General features: G+C 35.3%; 20 protein-coding genes and 2 tRNA genes. 11 read left to right on the top strand and 11 right to left on the bottom strand.

All coding sequences use genetic code 11. The features are described 5' to 3' along the window. Positions 1–57 precede the first annotated feature (57 nt). The gene (gene xth, locus SIB75_RS08295) at positions 58–885 is read left to right on the top strand and encodes an exodeoxyribonuclease III (RefSeq protein ID WP_413682803.1); all 828 of its coding nucleotides are present in this window, start codon (positions 58–60) and stop codon (positions 883–885) included. A 280-nt stretch (positions 886–1,165) separates the two neighbouring features. Further along, positions 1,166–2,452, top strand: coding sequence for a glutamate-1-semialdehyde 2,1-aminomutase (gene hemL / locus SIB75_RS08300; protein WP_413684838.1), 1,287 nt, complete (start codon positions 1,166–1,168; stop codon positions 2,450–2,452). A gap of 55 nt (positions 2,453–2,507) precedes the next feature. Here the strand turns inward: hemL and SIB75_RS08305 are convergent, their stop codons facing one another. From SIB75_RS08305 to SIB75_RS08325, 5 genes are all read right to left on the bottom strand, one after another. Then, the gene (locus SIB75_RS08305; RefSeq protein WP_413682804.1) at positions 2,508–3,314 is read right to left on the bottom strand and encodes a prohibitin family protein; all 807 of its coding nucleotides are present in this window, start codon (positions 3,312–3,314) and stop codon (positions 2,508–2,510) included. A 138-nt stretch (positions 3,315–3,452) separates the two neighbouring features. After that, complete coding sequence (locus SIB75_RS08310) at positions 3,453–3,647, bottom strand: hypothetical protein (RefSeq protein ID WP_413682805.1); 195 nt, start codon at positions 3,645–3,647, stop codon at positions 3,453–3,455. 41 nt (positions 3,648–3,688) lie between these two features. Then, a complete protein-coding gene (locus SIB75_RS08315; RefSeq protein WP_413682806.1) occupies positions 3,689–4,186 on the bottom strand; it encodes a YajQ family cyclic di-GMP-binding protein in 498 nt (165 codons plus the stop codon). Between the two features lie 123 nt (positions 4,187–4,309). Further along, a complete protein-coding gene (locus tag SIB75_RS08320; RefSeq protein ID WP_413682807.1) occupies positions 4,310–4,828 on the bottom strand; it encodes a DNA recombination-mediator protein A in 519 nt (172 codons plus the stop codon). A gap of 39 nt (positions 4,829–4,867) precedes the next feature. Continuing rightward, positions 4,868–5,959 (bottom strand): phosphotransacetylase family protein, encoded by a 1,092-nt coding sequence (locus SIB75_RS08325; RefSeq protein WP_413682808.1) that lies wholly within the window; start codon positions 5,957–5,959, stop codon positions 4,868–4,870. Between the two features lie 149 nt (positions 5,960–6,108). On the opposite strand from SIB75_RS08325, the gene SIB75_RS08330 reads away from it, so the two are divergent. After that, complete coding sequence (locus SIB75_RS08330) at positions 6,109–6,873, top strand: SDR family oxidoreductase (RefSeq protein ID WP_413682809.1); 765 nt, start codon at positions 6,109–6,111, stop codon at positions 6,871–6,873. A gap of 5 nt (positions 6,874–6,878) precedes the next feature. On the opposite strand, the gene map is transcribed toward SIB75_RS08330, so the two are convergent. After that, complete coding sequence (gene map, locus SIB75_RS08335; RefSeq protein ID WP_413682810.1) at positions 6,879–7,718, bottom strand: type I methionyl aminopeptidase; 840 nt, start codon at positions 7,716–7,718, stop codon at positions 6,879–6,881. Positions 7,719–8,020: 302 nt separating this feature from the next. Between map and rplS the strand changes: the two genes are divergently transcribed. The 5 genes from rplS to gltX all read left to right on the top strand — a co-directional run bounded on the left by rplS (position 8,021) and on the right by gltX (position 10,594). Further along, a complete protein-coding gene (gene rplS / locus SIB75_RS08340; protein ID WP_413682811.1) occupies positions 8,021–8,509 on the top strand; it encodes a 50S ribosomal protein L19 in 489 nt (162 codons plus the stop codon). Between the two features lie 60 nt (positions 8,510–8,569). Next, positions 8,570–8,642 (top strand) — tRNA-Trp (locus SIB75_RS08345). Between the two features lie 35 nt (positions 8,643–8,677). After that, positions 8,678–8,866: a hyperconserved protein Hcp gene (locus tag SIB75_RS08350; protein ID WP_006043540.1), complete on the top strand. Its 189-nt coding sequence runs from the start codon at positions 8,678–8,680 to the stop codon at positions 8,864–8,866. A 202-nt stretch (positions 8,867–9,068) separates the two neighbouring features. Beyond that, positions 9,069–9,142: transfer RNA gene (locus tag SIB75_RS08355), tRNA-Asp, on the top strand. Positions 9,143–9,163: 21 nt separating this feature from the next. Continuing rightward, positions 9,164–10,594, top strand: coding sequence for a glutamate--tRNA ligase (gene gltX / locus SIB75_RS08360; protein WP_413682812.1), 1,431 nt, complete (start codon positions 9,164–9,166; stop codon positions 10,592–10,594). Here the strand turns inward: gltX and SIB75_RS08365 are convergent. The 4 genes from SIB75_RS08365 to tsaD all read right to left on the bottom strand — a co-directional run bounded on the left by SIB75_RS08365 (position 10,550) and on the right by tsaD (position 13,807). Beyond that, positions 10,550–11,794: a cation:proton antiporter gene (locus tag SIB75_RS08365; protein WP_413682813.1), complete on the bottom strand. Its 1,245-nt coding sequence runs from the start codon at positions 11,792–11,794 to the stop codon at positions 10,550–10,552. The genes gltX and SIB75_RS08365 overlap by 45 nt on opposite strands. A gap of 170 nt (positions 11,795–11,964) precedes the next feature. Next, positions 11,965–12,438 carry a DUF1643 domain-containing protein gene (locus SIB75_RS08370; protein ID WP_413682814.1) on the bottom strand — a complete coding sequence of 158 codons (474 nt, stop codon included), beginning with the start codon at positions 12,436–12,438 and terminating at the stop codon, positions 11,965–11,967. A 90-nt stretch (positions 12,439–12,528) separates the two neighbouring features. Further along, positions 12,529–12,711, bottom strand: a complete 183-nt coding sequence (locus SIB75_RS08375; RefSeq protein WP_413682815.1) for a high light inducible protein — start codon at positions 12,709–12,711, stop codon at positions 12,529–12,531. Between the two features lie 25 nt (positions 12,712–12,736). After that, positions 12,737–13,807 carry a tRNA (adenosine(37)-N6)-threonylcarbamoyltransferase complex transferase subunit TsaD gene (gene tsaD, locus SIB75_RS08380; RefSeq protein WP_413682816.1) on the bottom strand — a complete coding sequence of 357 codons (1,071 nt, stop codon included), beginning with the start codon at positions 13,805–13,807 and terminating at the stop codon, positions 12,737–12,739. Between the two features lie 73 nt (positions 13,808–13,880). Here tsaD and SIB75_RS08385 point away from each other — a divergent pair, with 73 nt between their 5' ends. Next, positions 13,881–14,438, top strand: a complete 558-nt coding sequence (locus SIB75_RS08385) for a photosystem I reaction center subunit III (protein ID WP_038651557.1) — start codon at positions 13,881–13,883, stop codon at positions 14,436–14,438. 44 nt (positions 14,439–14,482) lie between these two features. Then, positions 14,483–14,620 carry a photosystem I reaction center subunit IX gene (psaJ, locus tag SIB75_RS08390; RefSeq protein WP_269604761.1) on the top strand — a complete coding sequence of 46 codons (138 nt, stop codon included), beginning with the start codon at positions 14,483–14,485 and terminating at the stop codon, positions 14,618–14,620. A gap of 16 nt (positions 14,621–14,636) precedes the next feature. Here psaJ and gmk read toward each other — a convergent pair whose 3' ends face one another. Next, on the bottom strand, positions 14,637–15,203 hold the full coding sequence (gmk, locus tag SIB75_RS08395; protein ID WP_413682817.1) for a guanylate kinase: 567 nt from the start codon (positions 15,201–15,203) through the stop codon (positions 14,637–14,639). Positions 15,204–15,271: 68 nt separating this feature from the next. On the opposite strand from gmk, the gene SIB75_RS08400 reads away from it, so the two are divergent. Next, positions 15,272–16,975 carry an NFACT family protein gene (locus SIB75_RS08400; protein WP_413682818.1) on the top strand — a complete coding sequence of 568 codons (1,704 nt, stop codon included), beginning with the start codon at positions 15,272–15,274 and terminating at the stop codon, positions 16,973–16,975. Positions 16,976–17,006: the final 31 nt, after the last annotated feature.

A 17,006-nucleotide genomic window follows, 5' to 3' on the forward strand; every position in this document is an offset into this window, starting at 1 on the left:
AACTAAACTTTCGTCTGAATTTACATGATAATAACTTAAGCAATAAAAATTAAAGTCTTGCTTGTTGCAACTTGGAATGTAAATTCTATTCGATCAAGAATAGATCACGTCAAAGAGTGGCTCATCACAAATAAGGTTGACGTACTTTGCCTACAAGAAACAAAGACAGAAGATCAATTCTTTCCAATTGAAATCTTTTTACAACTTGGATATGAAGTTTCAATCTCTGGGCAAAAGTCATACAACGGAGTAGCAATAATAAGTCGATTTCCAATTAGTGATATAAAGATTGGTTTTGACCCTGTAATCTCTGACTATAAAGATGCATCTATAATAAGTCAGCAAAAAAGAATTATAAGCGCTGAAATTAATGATATTAGAATCATTAATGTTTATGTTCCAAATGGATCAGCATTAGATTCAGATAAATTTATTTATAAAGAACAATGGATAGAATGTCTAAAGATTTATCTAAGGACTATAAATTCAAATAATACACCTATATGTTTACTAGGAGACTTTAATATTGCCCCTGAAGATAGAGATATACATACACCAACAAAATATAGAGAAACAATAATGGCTTCTTCTAAGGAGAGAAACTTACTTAAAGATGCTTTAGGAGGGGAATTAGAAGATGCTTTTAGAATATTCGAGCCTGGAGAGAAAAATTGGTCTTGGTGGGATTATCGCCATTCAGCCTGGGAAAGGGACAAGGGTTGGCGAATCGATCATATTTACTTAACAGAAGATATTCTTAGTTGTGCCAATAGTTGTTGGATCGACAAAGAACCAAGATCTAGAGAAAAGCCCAGTGACCATGCGCCTGTAGTTGTCGACATTAGCTGGCCTCCATCAGAGACTGAAAATGAATTTTTCTTTTAAAAAATCAGGTTTTTTCTATTTTCAAATCATCACAGAATTAACAAATCAAATATTTACAATTAGCTAAAATTTTTTGATTTCAAAGGGCATCACCTCAAAGAAAGCTTGTCTAGCACTTGTGTTTACGATTAAGCTCAATGAGGAATATAGATCTTTTAAACATTAAAAAAAATAACCAGATGCTGAACAGATTCAAAAATTTAGACGAATCAGTCACTTTTAGGCCATTATGGCGAACTGTGTTTATGAGCTCATTAGCTGAGGTGCTGTGACAGACGCGTTGAACACAAAAAGATCTGAAGAGATTTTTGGCTCTGCCAAAAATTTAATGCCTGGTGGAGTCAGTTCACCTGTAAGAGCTTTCAAATCTGTTGAAGGGGATCCAATCGTTTTTGATCGAGTTAAAGGTCCTTATGCTTGGGATCTTGATGGAAACAGATACATCGACTATGTAGGCAGCTGGGGGCCTGCGATTTGTGGCCATGCTCACCCTGAGGTAATAGCAGCCCTTCAAGAAACACTTGAAAAAGGTACGAGCTTCGGAGCACCTTGTATTCTGGAAAACCAGCTCGCTGAAATGGTTATAGATGCCGTACCGAGCGTTGAAATGGTCCGCTTCGTCAATAGTGGCACTGAAGCATGTATGGCTGTGCTCCGTTTAATGAGAGCCTTCACTGGAAGAGATAAAGTTATCAAGTTTGAGGGCTGCTATCACGGACATGCAGATATGTTTTTAGTGAAGGCAGGCTCAGGCGTAGCGACACTCGGCCTACCAGACTCACCGGGTGTTCCAAGGAGTACAACAGCTAATACTCTTACTGCCCCTTATAACGATCTTGAAGCAGTCAAAGAACTATTTGCTGAAAACCCTGATGCTATTTCAGGAGTCATACTGGAGCCTGTTGTGGGGAATGCAGGCTTCATAACACCTGAGCCAGGATTCTTAGAAGGATTAAGAGAGGTAACTCAAGAGAACGGTGCTCTTCTGGTTTTTGATGAGGTGATGACTGGTTTTCGAATCAGCTATGGAGGAGCACAAGAGCGTTTTGGAGTTACTCCTGATTTGACGACTATGGGGAAAGTAATTGGTGGCGGCCTTCCAGTAGGAGCTTATGGAGGCCGTAAAGAAATCATGTCAATGGTCTCCCCATCCGGTCCAATGTATCAAGCAGGTACTTTGAGCGGAAATCCTCTTGCCATGACAGCAGGTATTAAAACTCTTGAACTCCTTAAACAAGAAGGAACATATGAAAAATTAGAAGCTATTACGAAAAAGCTTTTGGATGGGATCCTTACCGCTGCTAAAGAATCAAATATTCCCATTCATGGACAGAGCATTAGCGCTATGTTCGGCTTTTACTTATGTGAGGGCCCTATTAGAAACTTTGAGGAAGCCAAATCTGCTGACACTGAACTATTCAGTAAAATTCATAGACTGATGCTTCAGAAGGGTATTTATCTAGCCCCAAGTGCATTTGAAGCTGGTTTTACATCGCTTGCTCATTCTGAAGATGATATAAATGCGACAATAAAAGCTTTTCAAGAAATCTTCTCTGAAATCTCATAAAAAAAGTCCAATTCAAGTTTTACTTAAATTGGACTTTTTTAGTAATTTTTAATTACTATCTATTTCTTCCGCTTACAATAACTGGGACATTTCCTGAGGTATTACCTGGCAAAGAAGGAACAACTTGAGTTTCACCATTCCATTTATCTAAAAACAATTTAAAAAGAACTTGATCATCAAGACTTTTGTTCAAAGTGTCATATCTTAAAGCTTCTTGCTCGGCTATTTTAACTTCAGTTTGAGCTCTTAATAGTTTTTGTTCAGCAATTTGTTTTTCTTCGATTGCTGCTCGATACTCATCAGCAATTGTTAAACCAGTTAAATCAAGAGATTGAACATCTACGTAGTCAAACTTGTTGAGTTCATCTGCCACCGTTTCTTCGACTAATTCTGAAATATCACTCCAAGAGCTAGCAATAGTTACCAATTCATACTTTGAAAAGACTGACTTAAGAGCTTTCAAAAGTGAAGGTTGAATAATCCTGTTATAAATCTCTCTATCATTGTAGGAAATGGTTTTAAATACTCGTCCAGCCTCGCTAGGTTTTAACGCATATTTTACAGTTGCAGTAGCAGAGATAACCTGCAAATCTTTAGTTAATGAATCAAACTTTTCAGGTCTAACTTGAGTCTGAACATTGAAAGGGTAAGTATTTTGAACAAAAGGAACTTTGAAATTCAAACCAGGCTTACGAGATCCTCCACTTACTTTACCTAATGTTGTCACGACTGAAACCTGCCCAGCAGGAACAACAAAAAATGCTTGAGTAAGTAGTAAAAAGCCAGTAAAGGAGAGGACTAGTAGAAGAGTTGTTGTGCCACCAGGTCCATTCGGAGTCACATTACGAAATGGAGTTGTCATAGAAAAATTTGTTTGAAATAATTTTATGTTGATTTAGAGAATATTGTGAAGATTGTTAGATAGAAAAAATAATTACCTTATTTTTTAATATTGATCAAAAAGACTTCTTTTACAAATAAAGACATAAATCTTTTTTACCTAAATCATCTCTTTAGCAGTTCTTAAAACCTCCAAATAAAGTTCTTCATCAATCTCTCTAATATCATATTCTGTTGGCATAGCGCCGTGCTTATGTTCATGGACAATCATCCAACATGTTCTTTCCAATTCTTTTCTTGAATTATTAGAGAATTCAATTGCTTTTTTAGCAAGTTTCTGTATTGATTTTTCCATAATAAGAATAATAGCAATTAAAGTTTTTAATTATTTATTTCCTATCTATAATTTTCAAATTGGAGGGCTATATCCAGATCGTCTTCCTGTTTCTTAATCAAATTAATTGCAGTTTGCAAATCATCTTTGTTTTTACCGGTAATCCTTAAGCTTTCCCCTTGTATTGAGACAGTCACCTTCTTTATGTTATCTCTAACCAACTTACTTAATTTTTTTGCAATTTCTTGAGACAATCCTTTTTTTAACAAAATATTTTGCATTACCATATTTCCACCAATTGTTTCAATCTTTTGAAAATCAAAAATCTTTAATGATAAATTTCTTTTAGTAGCCTTCTGTAACAAGATATCTTTTACGGCTTGGATTGTCATCTCGCTAAGAGACACAATAGATAATTCATTTTCTTGAATATCTATTTTAGTCTTTGAATCTTTAAGATCATATCTTTGATCAACTTCTCTTTTCAACTGATCAATAGCATTTACTAATTCCTGCTGATCAAATTCTGAAACTACATCAAAAGAATAAGAAGAAGGCATAAGAATTTGAGTTTAATACCATCATTTTATGAACAAAAGTGCAAATTGCTTAAAAAAATACTTAAAAGATATTTTGCAGGCTTAAAAAATATCTACAAATAGATAATTATTTTTGATTATAAATTAATCAAAAAACATAAGACTCACAATTTTTCCCATATCTTCAGCACTATGGCAACTACTCAATAGTGTTTCACTGTCATGGAATGCGAAACAAATCAATTGATCACATCTATTGATAATTTCTTGATTACAAAGACTGCTTGCCATTGGCAAAGGCAAATCATTATTTTCTTCTTTTTCTATTAAATGTAATACACTCCCAAGAAGATCCTTAACCTCTGCAGTCTGTCTATCAAGAGACTGAGGCAATAAAACAGTTAAGAGAGAGGGGTTGACATCAAGAACGGCTCGAATTACTGCCGCATTGACCCCTTGAGAGCCTGATGTAATTATCGAATGACCTTCTTGAGCTAAAGACCGGGCTATTAATTCGACTATATGGATCGAAACGACCGGCACATGTCTGCTTCCTAAAAAAGCAATTCTTCTTTTCCCCTCGTTTTTTAACAAGGCTAATTCCTGAGCGAGAGTATCAACTCGTCCCAATGCAGGAAGATCGAGTGATCGACTCAAGGACATCCTAATTCAGATAATTTAAAGGTAGCACTGTTCATGAACTCAAGAAGAAATTCCTAAAGTTTTAAAGATTCGATCAACATCACAATGTTCTTGAACTAAACGAAAAGCATAAGTAGCTTTGACTGTTTCATGAAGACGAACATGACCAAATGCTTGCTCAATGACCTCAACTGTTGAAAGCGTATCTCGATCAACTTTTAGCAATGGAACATCTAACTCTTCTGATCTATTAATTAATTGTGGTAGTGGTTCTCCAGCACCTGTCAATATTAGACATTGAGTAGAAGCTTCTAAAGCCGCTAATTGGATATCCGTTCGATCTGCTCCAGTAACTACTGCCATATTGCGCCTTCTTCGAAAAAACTCCATTGCAGAATTAACACTCATCGCACCTATACTCAATGTTTCAACCATCAACTCAAGCCTGTCAGAGCAACAAACAACTCGAGCATTTAAACGTCTCACCAATTCTTCAACAGTGACACTCCTCAACAAAGGGGACCTAGGCATCACCCCAAAGACATCTAATCCTAGTGACTTAAGAGAAGGGACTATATTTTCTTTAATATCTTTGATTTGATCAGGGTTAACAGCATTTAAAACAACACCACTTAAATGATCTCCAAGTTGATTCTTAGCCTCCAATAGAGCTTCAATACTTCTACTATCTTGCCAAAAATGAGCGAGTAGAACTTTAGCATTTAAACCTTTAGCAAGTTGACTGAGACTTAATCCATACAAGAGTCCCTCATGCAAACTACCTGCTGCTTCCAGGATATTGACAACCTCACCAGAAGAATCAAGAGATAGCTTGAACTCATCAAATTTAATCCCGGGGTCTAATAACTTAGATTCAATCCTCTTACTAGCCGTAGAGGCAGCCAAGTATTGAATAGAAGGAATTAAATTTTCAACAGCTAATTTCAATGTCTCTCCAACAAACCTGACATCATCATCAACCATATCTTGAATGTCTCCTCTTTCAGAGACATTTAATTCAAGGCTTGTGGCTAGTGGTTTACCAAATCTAACCAAATGATTTGAAGCAATTAAATTTCTTGCTAAGCCAAGAACTAATGCTGACTTACCGCTAAATGGTTCACATGATCCAATTAGAAAGGTCTTGCTCATTAATTAAAGACCTGATGTGAGATTAATAACTTTATAAGTTTAGGCTTTTTGAAAAAGTTCTCAACACTAAATCCCCATAAAATTCTAATTAGACAAAAACTCTCTAATGATTTGTAATTTTTAGGAAGAGATACAATCAACATAACTCAATGAAGAAAAACTTGTCAGAAGACTCAAGGTTTAAGGGCTTAAGAATTGCCATAACTGGCGCAAATGGAAGCCTTGGCAAGTATCTTATTGAAGTACTGAAAGGGAAAGGGGCTCATATAGTTGGTTTAACTCATAACAAAAAATCCAATAATAAGTCTTTTGAAAGCACACCAAATGAGTGGATCACTTGGTCCTGTGGTAAAGAAGAACTCCTTTCAAACAGCCTTGCTAATATTGACATTTTAATACTTAACCATGGATTCAATCCAAAAGAAATGATTGATTCAAATGAAATAAATAAAGCGATAGAAATAAACTCACTTAGTCATTGGAGATTAATAGAAATATTTGAGGAATTAGCACTGTCTAATAATAATTTAAACAAGTACAATTCAAAGGAAGTATGGGTAAACACATCAGAAGCTGAAATCCAAATAGCTTTTAGTCCAGTATATGAAATAACGAAACGTCTAATAGGTGAGCTTGTAAGTCTAAAGAAAAGTAAATTATTAATAGAAAAAAGATCTCATTTTATAATCAAAAAATTAATATTAGGTCCTTTCAAGTCAAAATTAAATCCACAAGGAGTTTTGAGCCCTGAATTTGTAGCAAAAAAAATAATAAAAAAAGCAGAAAAAGAGGATTATTTAATCATAGTATCTCCTAATCCTATAACGTATTTATTAATGCCAGTAATTGAATCAATTAGAATATCGTACTCAAGATTTATAAAGAAAATTTATTCAAATGATCACATTAATTAAGATACTCAATCCCCTCTATCAGTTAGTATTTCAAAGCCATTCTTCGTAACCAAAACAGTATGCTCCCACTGAGCAGATAGATTTCCATCTTTTGTAATTACTGTCCAGCCATCACGAAGTGTCTTGCAGTACTTAGACCCTAGATTGATAATAGGTTCAACTGCAATAGTCATCCCTTCTCTAAGAGTGACATTTGGCAAATCATTAGTTCTAAAATTAAACACCGAAGGTTCTTCATGAAGATTCCTTCCTACACCATGTCCCGTATAATCTTCGACAATACTACAACCGTTATCTTTCACATAATCTTCTATCGCTCCTGCAATATCAAGAAGTTTATTTTGTGGTCTAATTTGTTTTATTCCAAGCATCAAAGCTTCTTTCGCTACTCTACTAAGTTCAATTGCTTCATCTGAAGTATTTCCTACACAAATAGTTATACAACTATCACCATGGTAACCATTATAAAAAGCTCCCGTATCTACTTTGAGTAAGTCTCCATCATTAATAATTTTCTTTTTACTTGGTATACCATGAACAACCTCATTGTTTATGCTTGAACATATACTACCTGGAAAGCCATGATATCCTTTAAAACTTGGCTTAGCATCAAGATCTCTTATTCGTTTTTCTGCATAATTATCTAGATCCAAAGTAGACATTCCGGGTTGAACTAAGTCTTTAATTTCACTTAATACAGTTGCAACTATTTTGCTAGATTTACGCATAATTTCTATCTCTCTTGAAGACTTAATTTCAACTCCTCTACCTTGTTTAATAACAGGACCATTATTAACAGTAATTTTTGAATTTGATGAGGAAAGGAGATCAGAGAAAAGTTTCATTGTTTAAGGAAAAAGTAAAAACCTCAAAATTTGCCTGTCATTAACAAATTAATAATATGCAAATTATCAAATGGATAGGGACTTTTTTATTGAAAAAATTCTTTTCTTTAATAAAATTTCCATATTAGAGAAAAGGCTCAAAAACTCATTTTTTCTTAAGGTGCAAACTATGACTCTTAATAAAAGCCAGGTGGGAAAGTTATGAGTTGGTAAGGATAAAAAAATTCAGATGCATCAAAAATTTTTAATTTGAGAAACAAGCGGTTACAATATAAGTTCGGCCAAATTAAGAGTAATTGGTGATGTCCGTTGATTCTAAAGAACCCTCATCAGAAGAGGTAAAAGTTGAAGATGAATCAAGTACTCCAGAAGATTCTGGATTAGAAAATGCTTCTGAAACAAAACCTAAAGGAAAGAAAATTTTAAGCAAAACGCTCTCTCCTGCAGAAATAATAAAAACTTTTGAAGATGCACAACAAACTAAAAAACTTCCAGATATCTATGTTGGAGATACTGTTCGTGTTGGAGTCCGAATAAGTGAAGGTAATAAAGAAAGGGTCCAGCCCTATGAAGGTGTTGTAATAGCAAAGCGTCATGGAGGAATTCATCAAACAATCACAGTAAGGCGAATTTTTCAAGGGATAGGAGTTGAAAGAATTTTTCTGGTTCACAGTCCTCAAGTTGCATCCATTAAGGTTGAACGCCGAGGTAAAGTAAGAAGAGCGAAGCTTTTCTATCTGCGTGAGCGAGTGGGCAAAGCCACACGCGTAAAGCAGCGCTTCGACCGCTGAGGTTTCGGCCTCCTCAATCAAAGGTCATTGGTTAACAATGACTTAAAGGGTATATAAAATGCGCCGTTAGTTCAGTTGGTAGAACGCAGGTCTCCAAAACCTGATGTCGGGGGTTCAAGTCCTCCACGGCGCGTTCGAAAACCTTTTTTGCAGTTACTTTTTTAAAGAATGGAGTTGGATCTTCAACCTGGCGATGTCGTAAAAGTTCTTGAGTCAGCCGCATTAGGCTGGGTCAGGGCTCGAGTTATTCGTGTAAAATCAGGTGGCCGAGTAGTAGTGCAAAGCGACCAAGGCCGCGAGTTCACAGCTCGTGGAAATCAAGTTAGGCTTATAGAGCCTGCTGGTTTCCGTCCTTAAAATTCATCTACTTGTTTGATTTTATTTCACTAGCATCTTTCACTTAATAGGAAGACTGCTTGATGAAAGATCATCCAAAAATAGTTCTAAAGTCAACAATATTAATCGTTGGTTGACTAGAAGGCATTTATAGGATGATACTCTTTGAGTTAATGCAAAGGATTTCATTTGAAAGATAGGATCCTTTTTAGAGCCTAAAAATGGGACCGTAGTTCAACTGGTTAGAGCACCGCCCTGTCACGGCGGAAGTTGCGGGTTCGAATCCCGTCGGTCCCGTATCACAATCGAATTAGAGCTTTGACAGTTAGGGTAAGATTGGCACCGAGTCCAACAGGAACACTACATCTAGGAACAGCTAGAACAGCACTTTTTAATTGGCTATTTGCAAAAAAAGAAGGTGGGTCTTTTCTCTTAAGAATAGAAGATACTGATATTGAAAGATCAAAAGAAGAATATGTAAAAAATATCTACGAAGGTCTCCAATGGCTTGGAATAAACTGGGATGAGTCTCCAATTATTCAACGTGAAAGAATAAAAGAACATAAAAAAATTATCAAAGTTCTTCTAGCTAAAGGTGTTGCATATAGATGTTATGCATCAGAAGAGGAGCTAGATGAAATGAGAGAATCTCAAAAGAGAAATGGTTTAGCTCCAAAATATGATAATAGACATAGAAATTTAACTCCAGAACAAGAATCAAAATTCATACACGCAGGAAAAGAAGCCGTTATCAGATTCAAAATCAGTGATCAAAAATTAATTTCATGGAATGACTTAATTAGAGGGGAAATGACTTGGAGTGGAAAAGATTTAGGCGGTGACATGGTAATCGCGAGAAGAGCACCAGCAGATTCAATTGGCGACCCCTTATATAATTTAGTTGTTGTAGCTGATGATTCAGCAATGAAAATTTCCCATGTAATAAGGGGAGAGGATCATCTAGCAAATACAGCAAAGCAAATTCTTCTTTACGAAGCTCTCGATCTCAAAATACCAGTTTTCGCTCATACTCCTTTAATTCTTAATTCTGAAGGTAAAAAGCTTTCAAAGAGGGATGGGGTTACTTCAATTTCTGACTTTAAGAAAATGGGTTATACATCTGAAGCAATGGCAAACTACATGACTCTTCTTGGCTGGTCTGTACCAGAGGGCATTAATGAAAGATTCAAAATTTCAGAAATTTCAGAGATTTTCAGTTTTAAAAAGGTTAATAAAGCATCAGCAAAATTTGATTGGGACAAATTGAACTGGCTCAACTCTCAAGTAATACATGAAATGTCAGCTGAAACTCTATTAAATAATTTAAATCCTTTATTTCAAGAGAATGGATGGAATATTCCCAGTCAAGAATGGGGGATTCATCTCGTAGATTTAATTGGACCATCTATGGTTCTCATAAATGATGGGGTTGATCAAGCTAAACCTTTTTTCGAAGAACCCAAATTAAGTAATGACGGAAAGAAACAATTGGAACTAGACGAAGCGAAGATAATTTTAAAATTTGTTCTTGAAAAGCTGGAAAGCCTTGATGCTTCATTATCTAGCAAAGAGGAAGCTCTTGATTTAATCAATAAAGCTACAAAAAGCTGCTCAGTGAAAAAAGGTCTTGTCATGAAAAGCCTTCGAGCTGCACTTTTTGGAACTCTTAATGGGCCTGATTTAGTTCAAAGTTGGGTTTTACTCTCAAGATTCAGTAAAGATAGAACCCGAATTAGTCGCTTCATTTAGATCTTTGTCTTCGTCTAATAAGCCCAACATTTTTGCTAACGGTTGAGCTGTTAAACCTTGTATGCCTACTGTCATTAATATTGTCAAAAAAACTAATCCCTGTAGTTTTCCAGCTCCTAAAACACCTGCCTGCTCTAATCGAATAGAGAATAAAGAAGCAACAGCTGCTGTCACTATTCCACGAGGTGCCAACCAACCAAGAAACAATCTTTGTTTATTATCAAGAGGCAATCCATAAGTCGCTATCGATACGGCAATTGGTCTCACTATTATCATCAAAAAAAGAACGCAAGTTATACCTCCCCAACCCAAAGGGCTCAATTCCCCCCATGAGACATCTGCCGCCAACAAAGGGAAAAGCATAGTTATTGCTAATTGAGCTAATTCTCTAATTAATTTATCAAGTTCATTCGCCTGTGTAGAGGGCCTTTGACCCACAACAAACCCAGCTGCAACAGATGCCGGCAACCCTGATTCAGGTAATAACCATTCGCACACTCCATAAAGCAAGAAGATAACACCAAGAGTTAGTTGCAATCTGATCCCGACATAAGGCTCAGATTGTAAGCGTTTTAAACCCTCTGAAAGCAATAGGCCTGCAATTGATCCAATCAAAACACCTCCTCCAAGCCTTGAAAGCAAACCAAAGAGCAGCTCCCTCCAGCCATGCAAATCTCCAACAACAAGCTCTAATAACAAAAGCGCAAGCACTGCCCCAATAGGTTCGAGTATCAAACCTTCAGCCTCAAGGACATCACTTAATGGCGAGGCAAGTCGAATTTGTCGAACTAATGGAGTTACAACAGTTGGTCCGGTAGCAAGAACAATTGCGCTGTAAACTCCAGCAACGGACCAACCAAGTCCTGCAAACCAATGAGCAGCCAGGAAGCCAGCTGCTAATGAAATTATTAATCTAATTGAAGAAATTCTTAAAACTATAGACTTAATTGGCCCAGCTGGAAATCGAAGATTTAAACCACCATCAAACAAAACAAGGCTTACCAATAAACCAACTATTGTCTCCAACCCCTTACCAAGATCTAAAGGTTCAACCAATCCAAGACCTGATCTCCCAATCAACAAGCCAGAAAGCAACAATAAAACAACTCCAGGAAGTCCTGTTATTACTGATAATAATCTTGCTCCAGCTCCAGAAAAAACTGTGATCCCCCAGAGCAAGCCCAGCCGCTCAGGAGTCATAAATAACTAGCAATGAAGACATAAGAGCGTATCCATTAAATCTACCTAAGAAAATAAATAAGTTAATAAGCCAATTCTACTTAGACATTCTTCTACAATAGCAACCCTTTCAATCCAAATATTATTTATATATTCTAATTTAAAAAATAACTGACAAAACAATTTAAAAATTACTGGCCAAATGGTCTTAAGAATGATTCATTAGGCATATAAAGAGGATGAAGAGGGTTTCCTTTCTTGCTGAGGCCCAAACTTAAAATACGTTTAGAATAATTTTCGTTTGACTTGAAATTTGAAAGATTTTTAATTATTTCTAGAACCTTAAGATCACGTCCATTTAATTGACCTTTATCACCCCAGCCTAACCACAAATCACAATTAATATTTTTCCGCCAAAATTGTAATGTTGTTAAAGTAATCAGATCATTATTTCCACCGATTGGATTTTTACTTTTTGACAACTGGAAAGGAGACTTTGAAATTAATCCAAATAAATTAATTATATAAATATTCTTGTAATTCCATCTAGAACAAAAATTAACTATCCTTATGAGAGTTCTATCGTTCTGGAATGAATTAGCATTTGAGGGGTTTAAGCCGATAAAAACTACCGTCTTTTCACCAACCAATAACTCTCTTTTCAAAATCCATCGATAGGAACCACATTTACTAAATAAGCAAAATGACACTCATAAAATAAGACTAGATATTTAGTATAAAATCAATCAATTTTTCTAGCTAGAAAAAATCAAATTAGATCCTAAAAGAATAGTTAATACAATAATCAAACCTGCAATAGCAATGCGTCCATTCCATATCTCAGCTTGTGGAGTGAACCCTCTTTTCCAAGAATTAAGTTCATTTGAACTTGCAGGCCTCGTTGATTTATTTGATTGATTTCCTTGATTTAAAGACATAAGAAAAAAAGCTTCAAAATATTGATTAAAAAGGAGGATTAAGATCGTAAAGCAAATCAGATTTTTCCAAGGGCCATCGAGCTGAAACGCCTAATTCCATTGAACTTTGAGTATCGCTTAAAGATAATCTTAACAAAGCTGCCGCCCCAATCATTGCCGCATTATCAGTACAAAATTCCATAGGAGCAAGAGCTACTTTAATTGAATTTTGAGATGCTTGGGAACTCATCATTTTCCTTAATCGATTATTTGCTGCAACCCCTCCGACCAAGACAAGAGAATTTAGTCCTTGATCCAGGACACAACGCAGGCTCCTCTCAACTAAAACCTCTGCCACTACGTTTTCGAAACTTGCAGCAATATCCTCTATTGGTAAATTTTTGTTTTCTGACTTGAGCTTTTCTATCTGGCGAAAAACTGCAGTTTTCAAACCACTAAAAGAAAAGTCATATGGATAAAAACCACCTCCAGGTTTAGAGACTCTACCTTTTGGGAATAAGAATTTTTTTGGATCTCCATTTTCAGCTATTTTTTGAATTGCTGGGCCTCCAGGATATGAGAGCCCCATCAATCTTGCGACTTTGTCAAAAGCTTCTCCAGCCGCATCATCATGACTTCTACCAAGACGTTGATACTTATGCTGTGAGTCTACTTTTATTAATTCAGTATGACCTCCACTTACCAATAAGACTAAAAAAGGAGGTTTAGGGTGATTTGCCGATAAGTAAATTGATGAAAGATGTCCTTCCAAATGATGTATTCCTAAAAATGGAATTTGGTGCAAATTAGCTAAAGTTCTTGCCGTAATTGATCCAACCAAAAGTGAACCGGCTAATCCTGGAGTAACAGTTGCGGCTACTGCATCTATATCTTTTATCTGTAGTTTTGATTTCGCAAAAACTTTTTCTATTAAAAATGGAAGGTTTTCTAAATGTCTTCTTGAAGCAATTTCAGGAACAACGCCTCCCCAATTAGCATGTTCTTCAACTTGTGAAGCAATTTCATTACCTATCAGATCAATTTTTCCTTTTTCATCAGAAACTAAAGCCGCTGCAGACTCGTCACAACTTGTTTCGAGGGATAAAATTATTGACATTTATAGCCAGCAATCAATTAAGTTTAGTATTGAAATCCCATTTAAACAGGGAAACAGATAAAAATCAGAACTCATGAGTCGTCTTTTATCAATTCTACTTTCAGCATTTCTTTTCTTAGGAATAGCTCCAATAGCTAATGCAAGGCCAGGCCCAGCACTAAATGCTGATAGAGCTCCTACAGATTTCACTGCTTCTGCTTTGGTATCTTGCGCTGATAATCCCCGTTTCCAAGAGAGAGCAAGCACAGCCTCCACAGATCAGGCCATAAAAAGATTTGAAAGATATAGCAAAGCCTTATGCGGAGATGATGGGCTCCCTCATTTAATAATTGGTCCTCCTATTGAGCCTTGGGGTGCATGGATTAACCGAGGTCATGAAGGAGATCTACTTATTCCTGGAGTAATGTTTATATATATTGCAGGTATTATTGGTTGGTCAGGAAGGGAGTATGTAAGAGCTGTTAGAGGCAAAAAAAACGCTGCAGAATATGAAATCATTATTGATACTGATTTAGCATGGCAATGCTTAAAAAGAGGAGCTGCGTGGCCTCTTCAAGCCAATAGAGAGGGCAAGAATGGAGAACTCAGGGAAAAAGACAATAATGTTTCACTTAATGGTCCAAGAGGTTAAAAGATTATTTATCTTCTTAAAAAAATCACTTAATTTTTTCAATCATGTTTCAATTATTTCGTACTAAATGGTTTAGATCAGCTCCAGTCGTAGCAGCGATTTGGATCACTATAACAGCAAGTATTATTGTTGAATTTAATAGATTTGTTCCAGACTTACTTTTCCACCCAATGTCTTTTTAAAGATATTAACTATTAATTAGTTTTTATTTTTTAATCCCATTAAGCCTTCAATTTCCATGAAGGCTTTTTCTATATCTTCATTAATAACTACAGCATCAAACTCTTTTTTCGCAATAAGTTCCTTATTTGCTATGGCCAAACGATCTCTAATAGATTCTTCATTTTCAGTCCCTCTACCTCTAATTCTTTTTTCAAGTTCAGATAAATTAGGTGGTGCTAAAAATATTTGAAATGCATTAGGGAAAGACTTTCGAATTTGTCGAGCACCCTCTAATTCTATTTCAAGAAGGACATTAGTTCCTTTTTCTATTTTTTCTTTAACTACTTTTTTGGGAGTTCCATAAAAATTATTAGAGAATGAAGCCCATTCCAGAAAACCTTCTTTATCAATTATTTCTTGAAATTTTTTCTTTTCTAAGAAAAAATAATGCTCTCCCTCAATTTCTCCAGATCTTGGCTGACGTGTAGTAGCAGAAATAGAAAGCCATACATCTCTATGGCTTTCTAGGATTTTCCTAACAATAGTTCCTTTACCCACTCCGCTTGGGCCAGTAAGAACAGTAAGATTTCCTAAAATTGACATAGCAAAATCCTATCTAATTTACCTACCAAAGGTTAATTAAATTATTTATGAAATTAAAAGGATAATAGATGAACAAAGTTCCAATTCAAATAATGGACTTAACAACCCTAAAAGCGGTTGTATTTGAACTTAGCCAAGAAATAGTTCCAAGTCGATTTGAGAATGCACAGCAAATTGATGCACATACTTTGCAATTAGGTTTCAGAACACTAGAAAAACTTACATGGATAGAATTAAGTTGGCTTGCTGATTCCCCAAGAATTGTATCAATAGCACCTCCAAAAAGATATGGTGAAAAAAGTACATTAGCAAAACAACTAAAACATTTATTAGTCAATTTAGCTTTAGTAGAAATAACACAAACTGGTTTTGAAAGAATAGTAAAGTTTAAATTTGCTAGTAGACCTGGTAAAGAAATAGAGAAAGAATTGATAGTCGAATTGATGGGTAAGCACAGTAATATTTTACTTTTAGACAGCAATAATAAAGTAATTACTCTTGGGAAACAAATAAAAGAGAGTCAATCAAGATTAAGACCCATAGGAACTGGAGATATCTATACATCTCCTCCAAGTCTTAAAGGCTTATTACCTGAACTCTCTGAATCATTCAATTCATGGAAAGATAATATATGCTTAGTTCCATCAACATTTAAAAATAGCCTTAAAGATACTTACCAAGGAATAAGTCCTGCTTTAACATTACAAGTTGCCAGTAATAATTACAACGATGCAATTAATATAATAAATCAATCAGTAACAACTATTGAATTAAAAATATGGGAAGCTATATATAAAAGATGGAAAGAGTGGCTATTAGCTATTGAGAATAATAATTACACTATTAATTTCGAAGGACCAACAGATTTTGTTGTTTGGGGAGAAGGGAACTCAAAAGCTATAAATACAAAAATAGGACTTAGCCTTAGCATCTATTATTCAAATAAAATTGAAGAAAGGAAAATAAATTCTATTAGAGATAAATTGAAACAAGATCTAGCAAATTCAAAAGATCATGAAATCAGAAAGCTGGATGTGCAGAAATTACTAATTAAAAATATTTCTGAATATATAACTATGCAAAATAAGGCTAAAAGTCTTCTCTCTTTACAAGCTCCCTCAAAGAAGCAAATAATTGAGGCTCAGAATCTATTCAAAGAAGCTAAAAGAAAAAAAAGATCTAGAGAATCAATTCTAAAAAGAATCGAATTTCATAAGAAGAAAATATCAGAGATTGAATATTGTGAGTTGTTTCTAGATTCATTAATGAATAAGGATAATGAGGCTAATAAAAACAAACTAGATTTAATCATTGAACTTAAAGAAGAAGTAGAAGAATATATTTACCTTAAAAGACATTCATCCAAGTTTAAATCAAATAGAAGGAAGGAACATTCATCAAATATAAAAGAGATCCAAAGTCCTAGCGGTTTAAAAATTCAAATAGGAGGTAACAACAGGCAAAACGAATTAATAAGTCTAAGGAAAGGTAAAAAAGGAGATCTTTGGTTTCATGCTCAAGAAACACCAGGTAGCCACGTTGTACTTAAATCATCCAATGGACCTGTGGATGAAAAAGATATTCAATTAGCTGCTGACCTTGCTTCTTTTTTTAGCAGAGCTAGAGGTAATAAAATAGTTCCAATAATAATGGTTCCAATTGAAAATCTTCAAAGGATATCAGGAGCCTTACCTGGAACGGTTAGCCATAGAGGTGGGAAGGTGCTTTGGGGTAAAGCAGAAAGAGCAGAGAAATATTTTCACCACAAGTGAACTTCAATGAATTACTATCAGCTTCATTAGA

The organism is Prochlorococcus sp. MIT 1011 (genome assembly GCF_047305235.1).
Taxonomy (GTDB): Bacteria; Cyanobacteriota; Cyanobacteriia; order PCC-6307; family Cyanobiaceae; genus Prochlorococcus_B.

Bases quoted from the DNA above. Each gene is read 5' to 3' on its own strand.
- SIB75_RS08305 (WP_413682804.1), bottom strand. From the start codon at position 3,314: ATGACAACTCCATTTCGTAATGTGACTCCGAATGGACCTGGTGGCACA.
- SIB75_RS08310 (WP_413682805.1), bottom strand. From the start codon at position 3,647: ATGGAAAAATCAATACAGAAACTTGCTAAAAAAGCAATTGAATTCTCT.
- SIB75_RS08315 (WP_413682806.1), bottom strand. From the start codon at position 4,186: ATGCCTTCTTCTTATTCTTTTGATGTAGTTTCAGAATTTGATCAGCAG.
- SIB75_RS08320 (WP_413682807.1), bottom strand. From the start codon at position 4,828: ATGTCCTTGAGTCGATCACTCGATCTTCCTGCATTGGGACGAGTTGAT.
- SIB75_RS08325 (WP_413682808.1), bottom strand. From the start codon at position 5,959: ATGAGCAAGACCTTTCTAATTGGATCATGTGAACCATTTAGCGGTAAG.
- SIB75_RS08330 (WP_413682809.1), top strand. From the start codon at position 6,109: ATGAAGAAAAACTTGTCAGAAGACTCAAGGTTTAAGGGCTTAAGAATT.
- map (WP_413682810.1), bottom strand. From the start codon at position 7,718: ATGAAACTTTTCTCTGATCTCCTTTCCTCATCAAATTCAAAAATTACT.
- rplS (WP_413682811.1), top strand. From the start codon at position 8,021: ATGTCCGTTGATTCTAAAGAACCCTCATCAGAAGAGGTAAAAGTTGAA.
- SIB75_RS08350 (WP_006043540.1), top strand. From the start codon at position 8,678: ATGGAGTTGGATCTTCAACCTGGCGATGTCGTAAAAGTTCTTGAGTCA.
- SIB75_RS08365 (WP_413682813.1), bottom strand. From the start codon at position 11,794: ATGACTCCTGAGCGGCTGGGCTTGCTCTGGGGGATCACAGTTTTTTCT.
- SIB75_RS08375 (WP_413682815.1), bottom strand. From the start codon at position 12,711: ATGTCTTTAAATCAAGGAAATCAATCAAATAAATCAACGAGGCCTGCA.
- tsaD (WP_413682816.1), bottom strand. From the start codon at position 13,807: ATGTCAATAATTTTATCCCTCGAAACAAGTTGTGACGAGTCTGCAGCG.
- SIB75_RS08385 (WP_038651557.1), top strand. From the start codon at position 13,881: ATGAGTCGTCTTTTATCAATTCTACTTTCAGCATTTCTTTTCTTAGGA.
- psaJ (WP_269604761.1), top strand. From the start codon at position 14,483: ATGTTTCAATTATTTCGTACTAAATGGTTTAGATCAGCTCCAGTCGTA.
- gmk (WP_413682817.1), bottom strand. From the start codon at position 15,203: ATGTCAATTTTAGGAAATCTTACTGTTCTTACTGGCCCAAGCGGAGTG.
- SIB75_RS08400 (WP_413682818.1), top strand. From the start codon at position 15,272: ATGAACAAAGTTCCAATTCAAATAATGGACTTAACAACCCTAAAAGCG.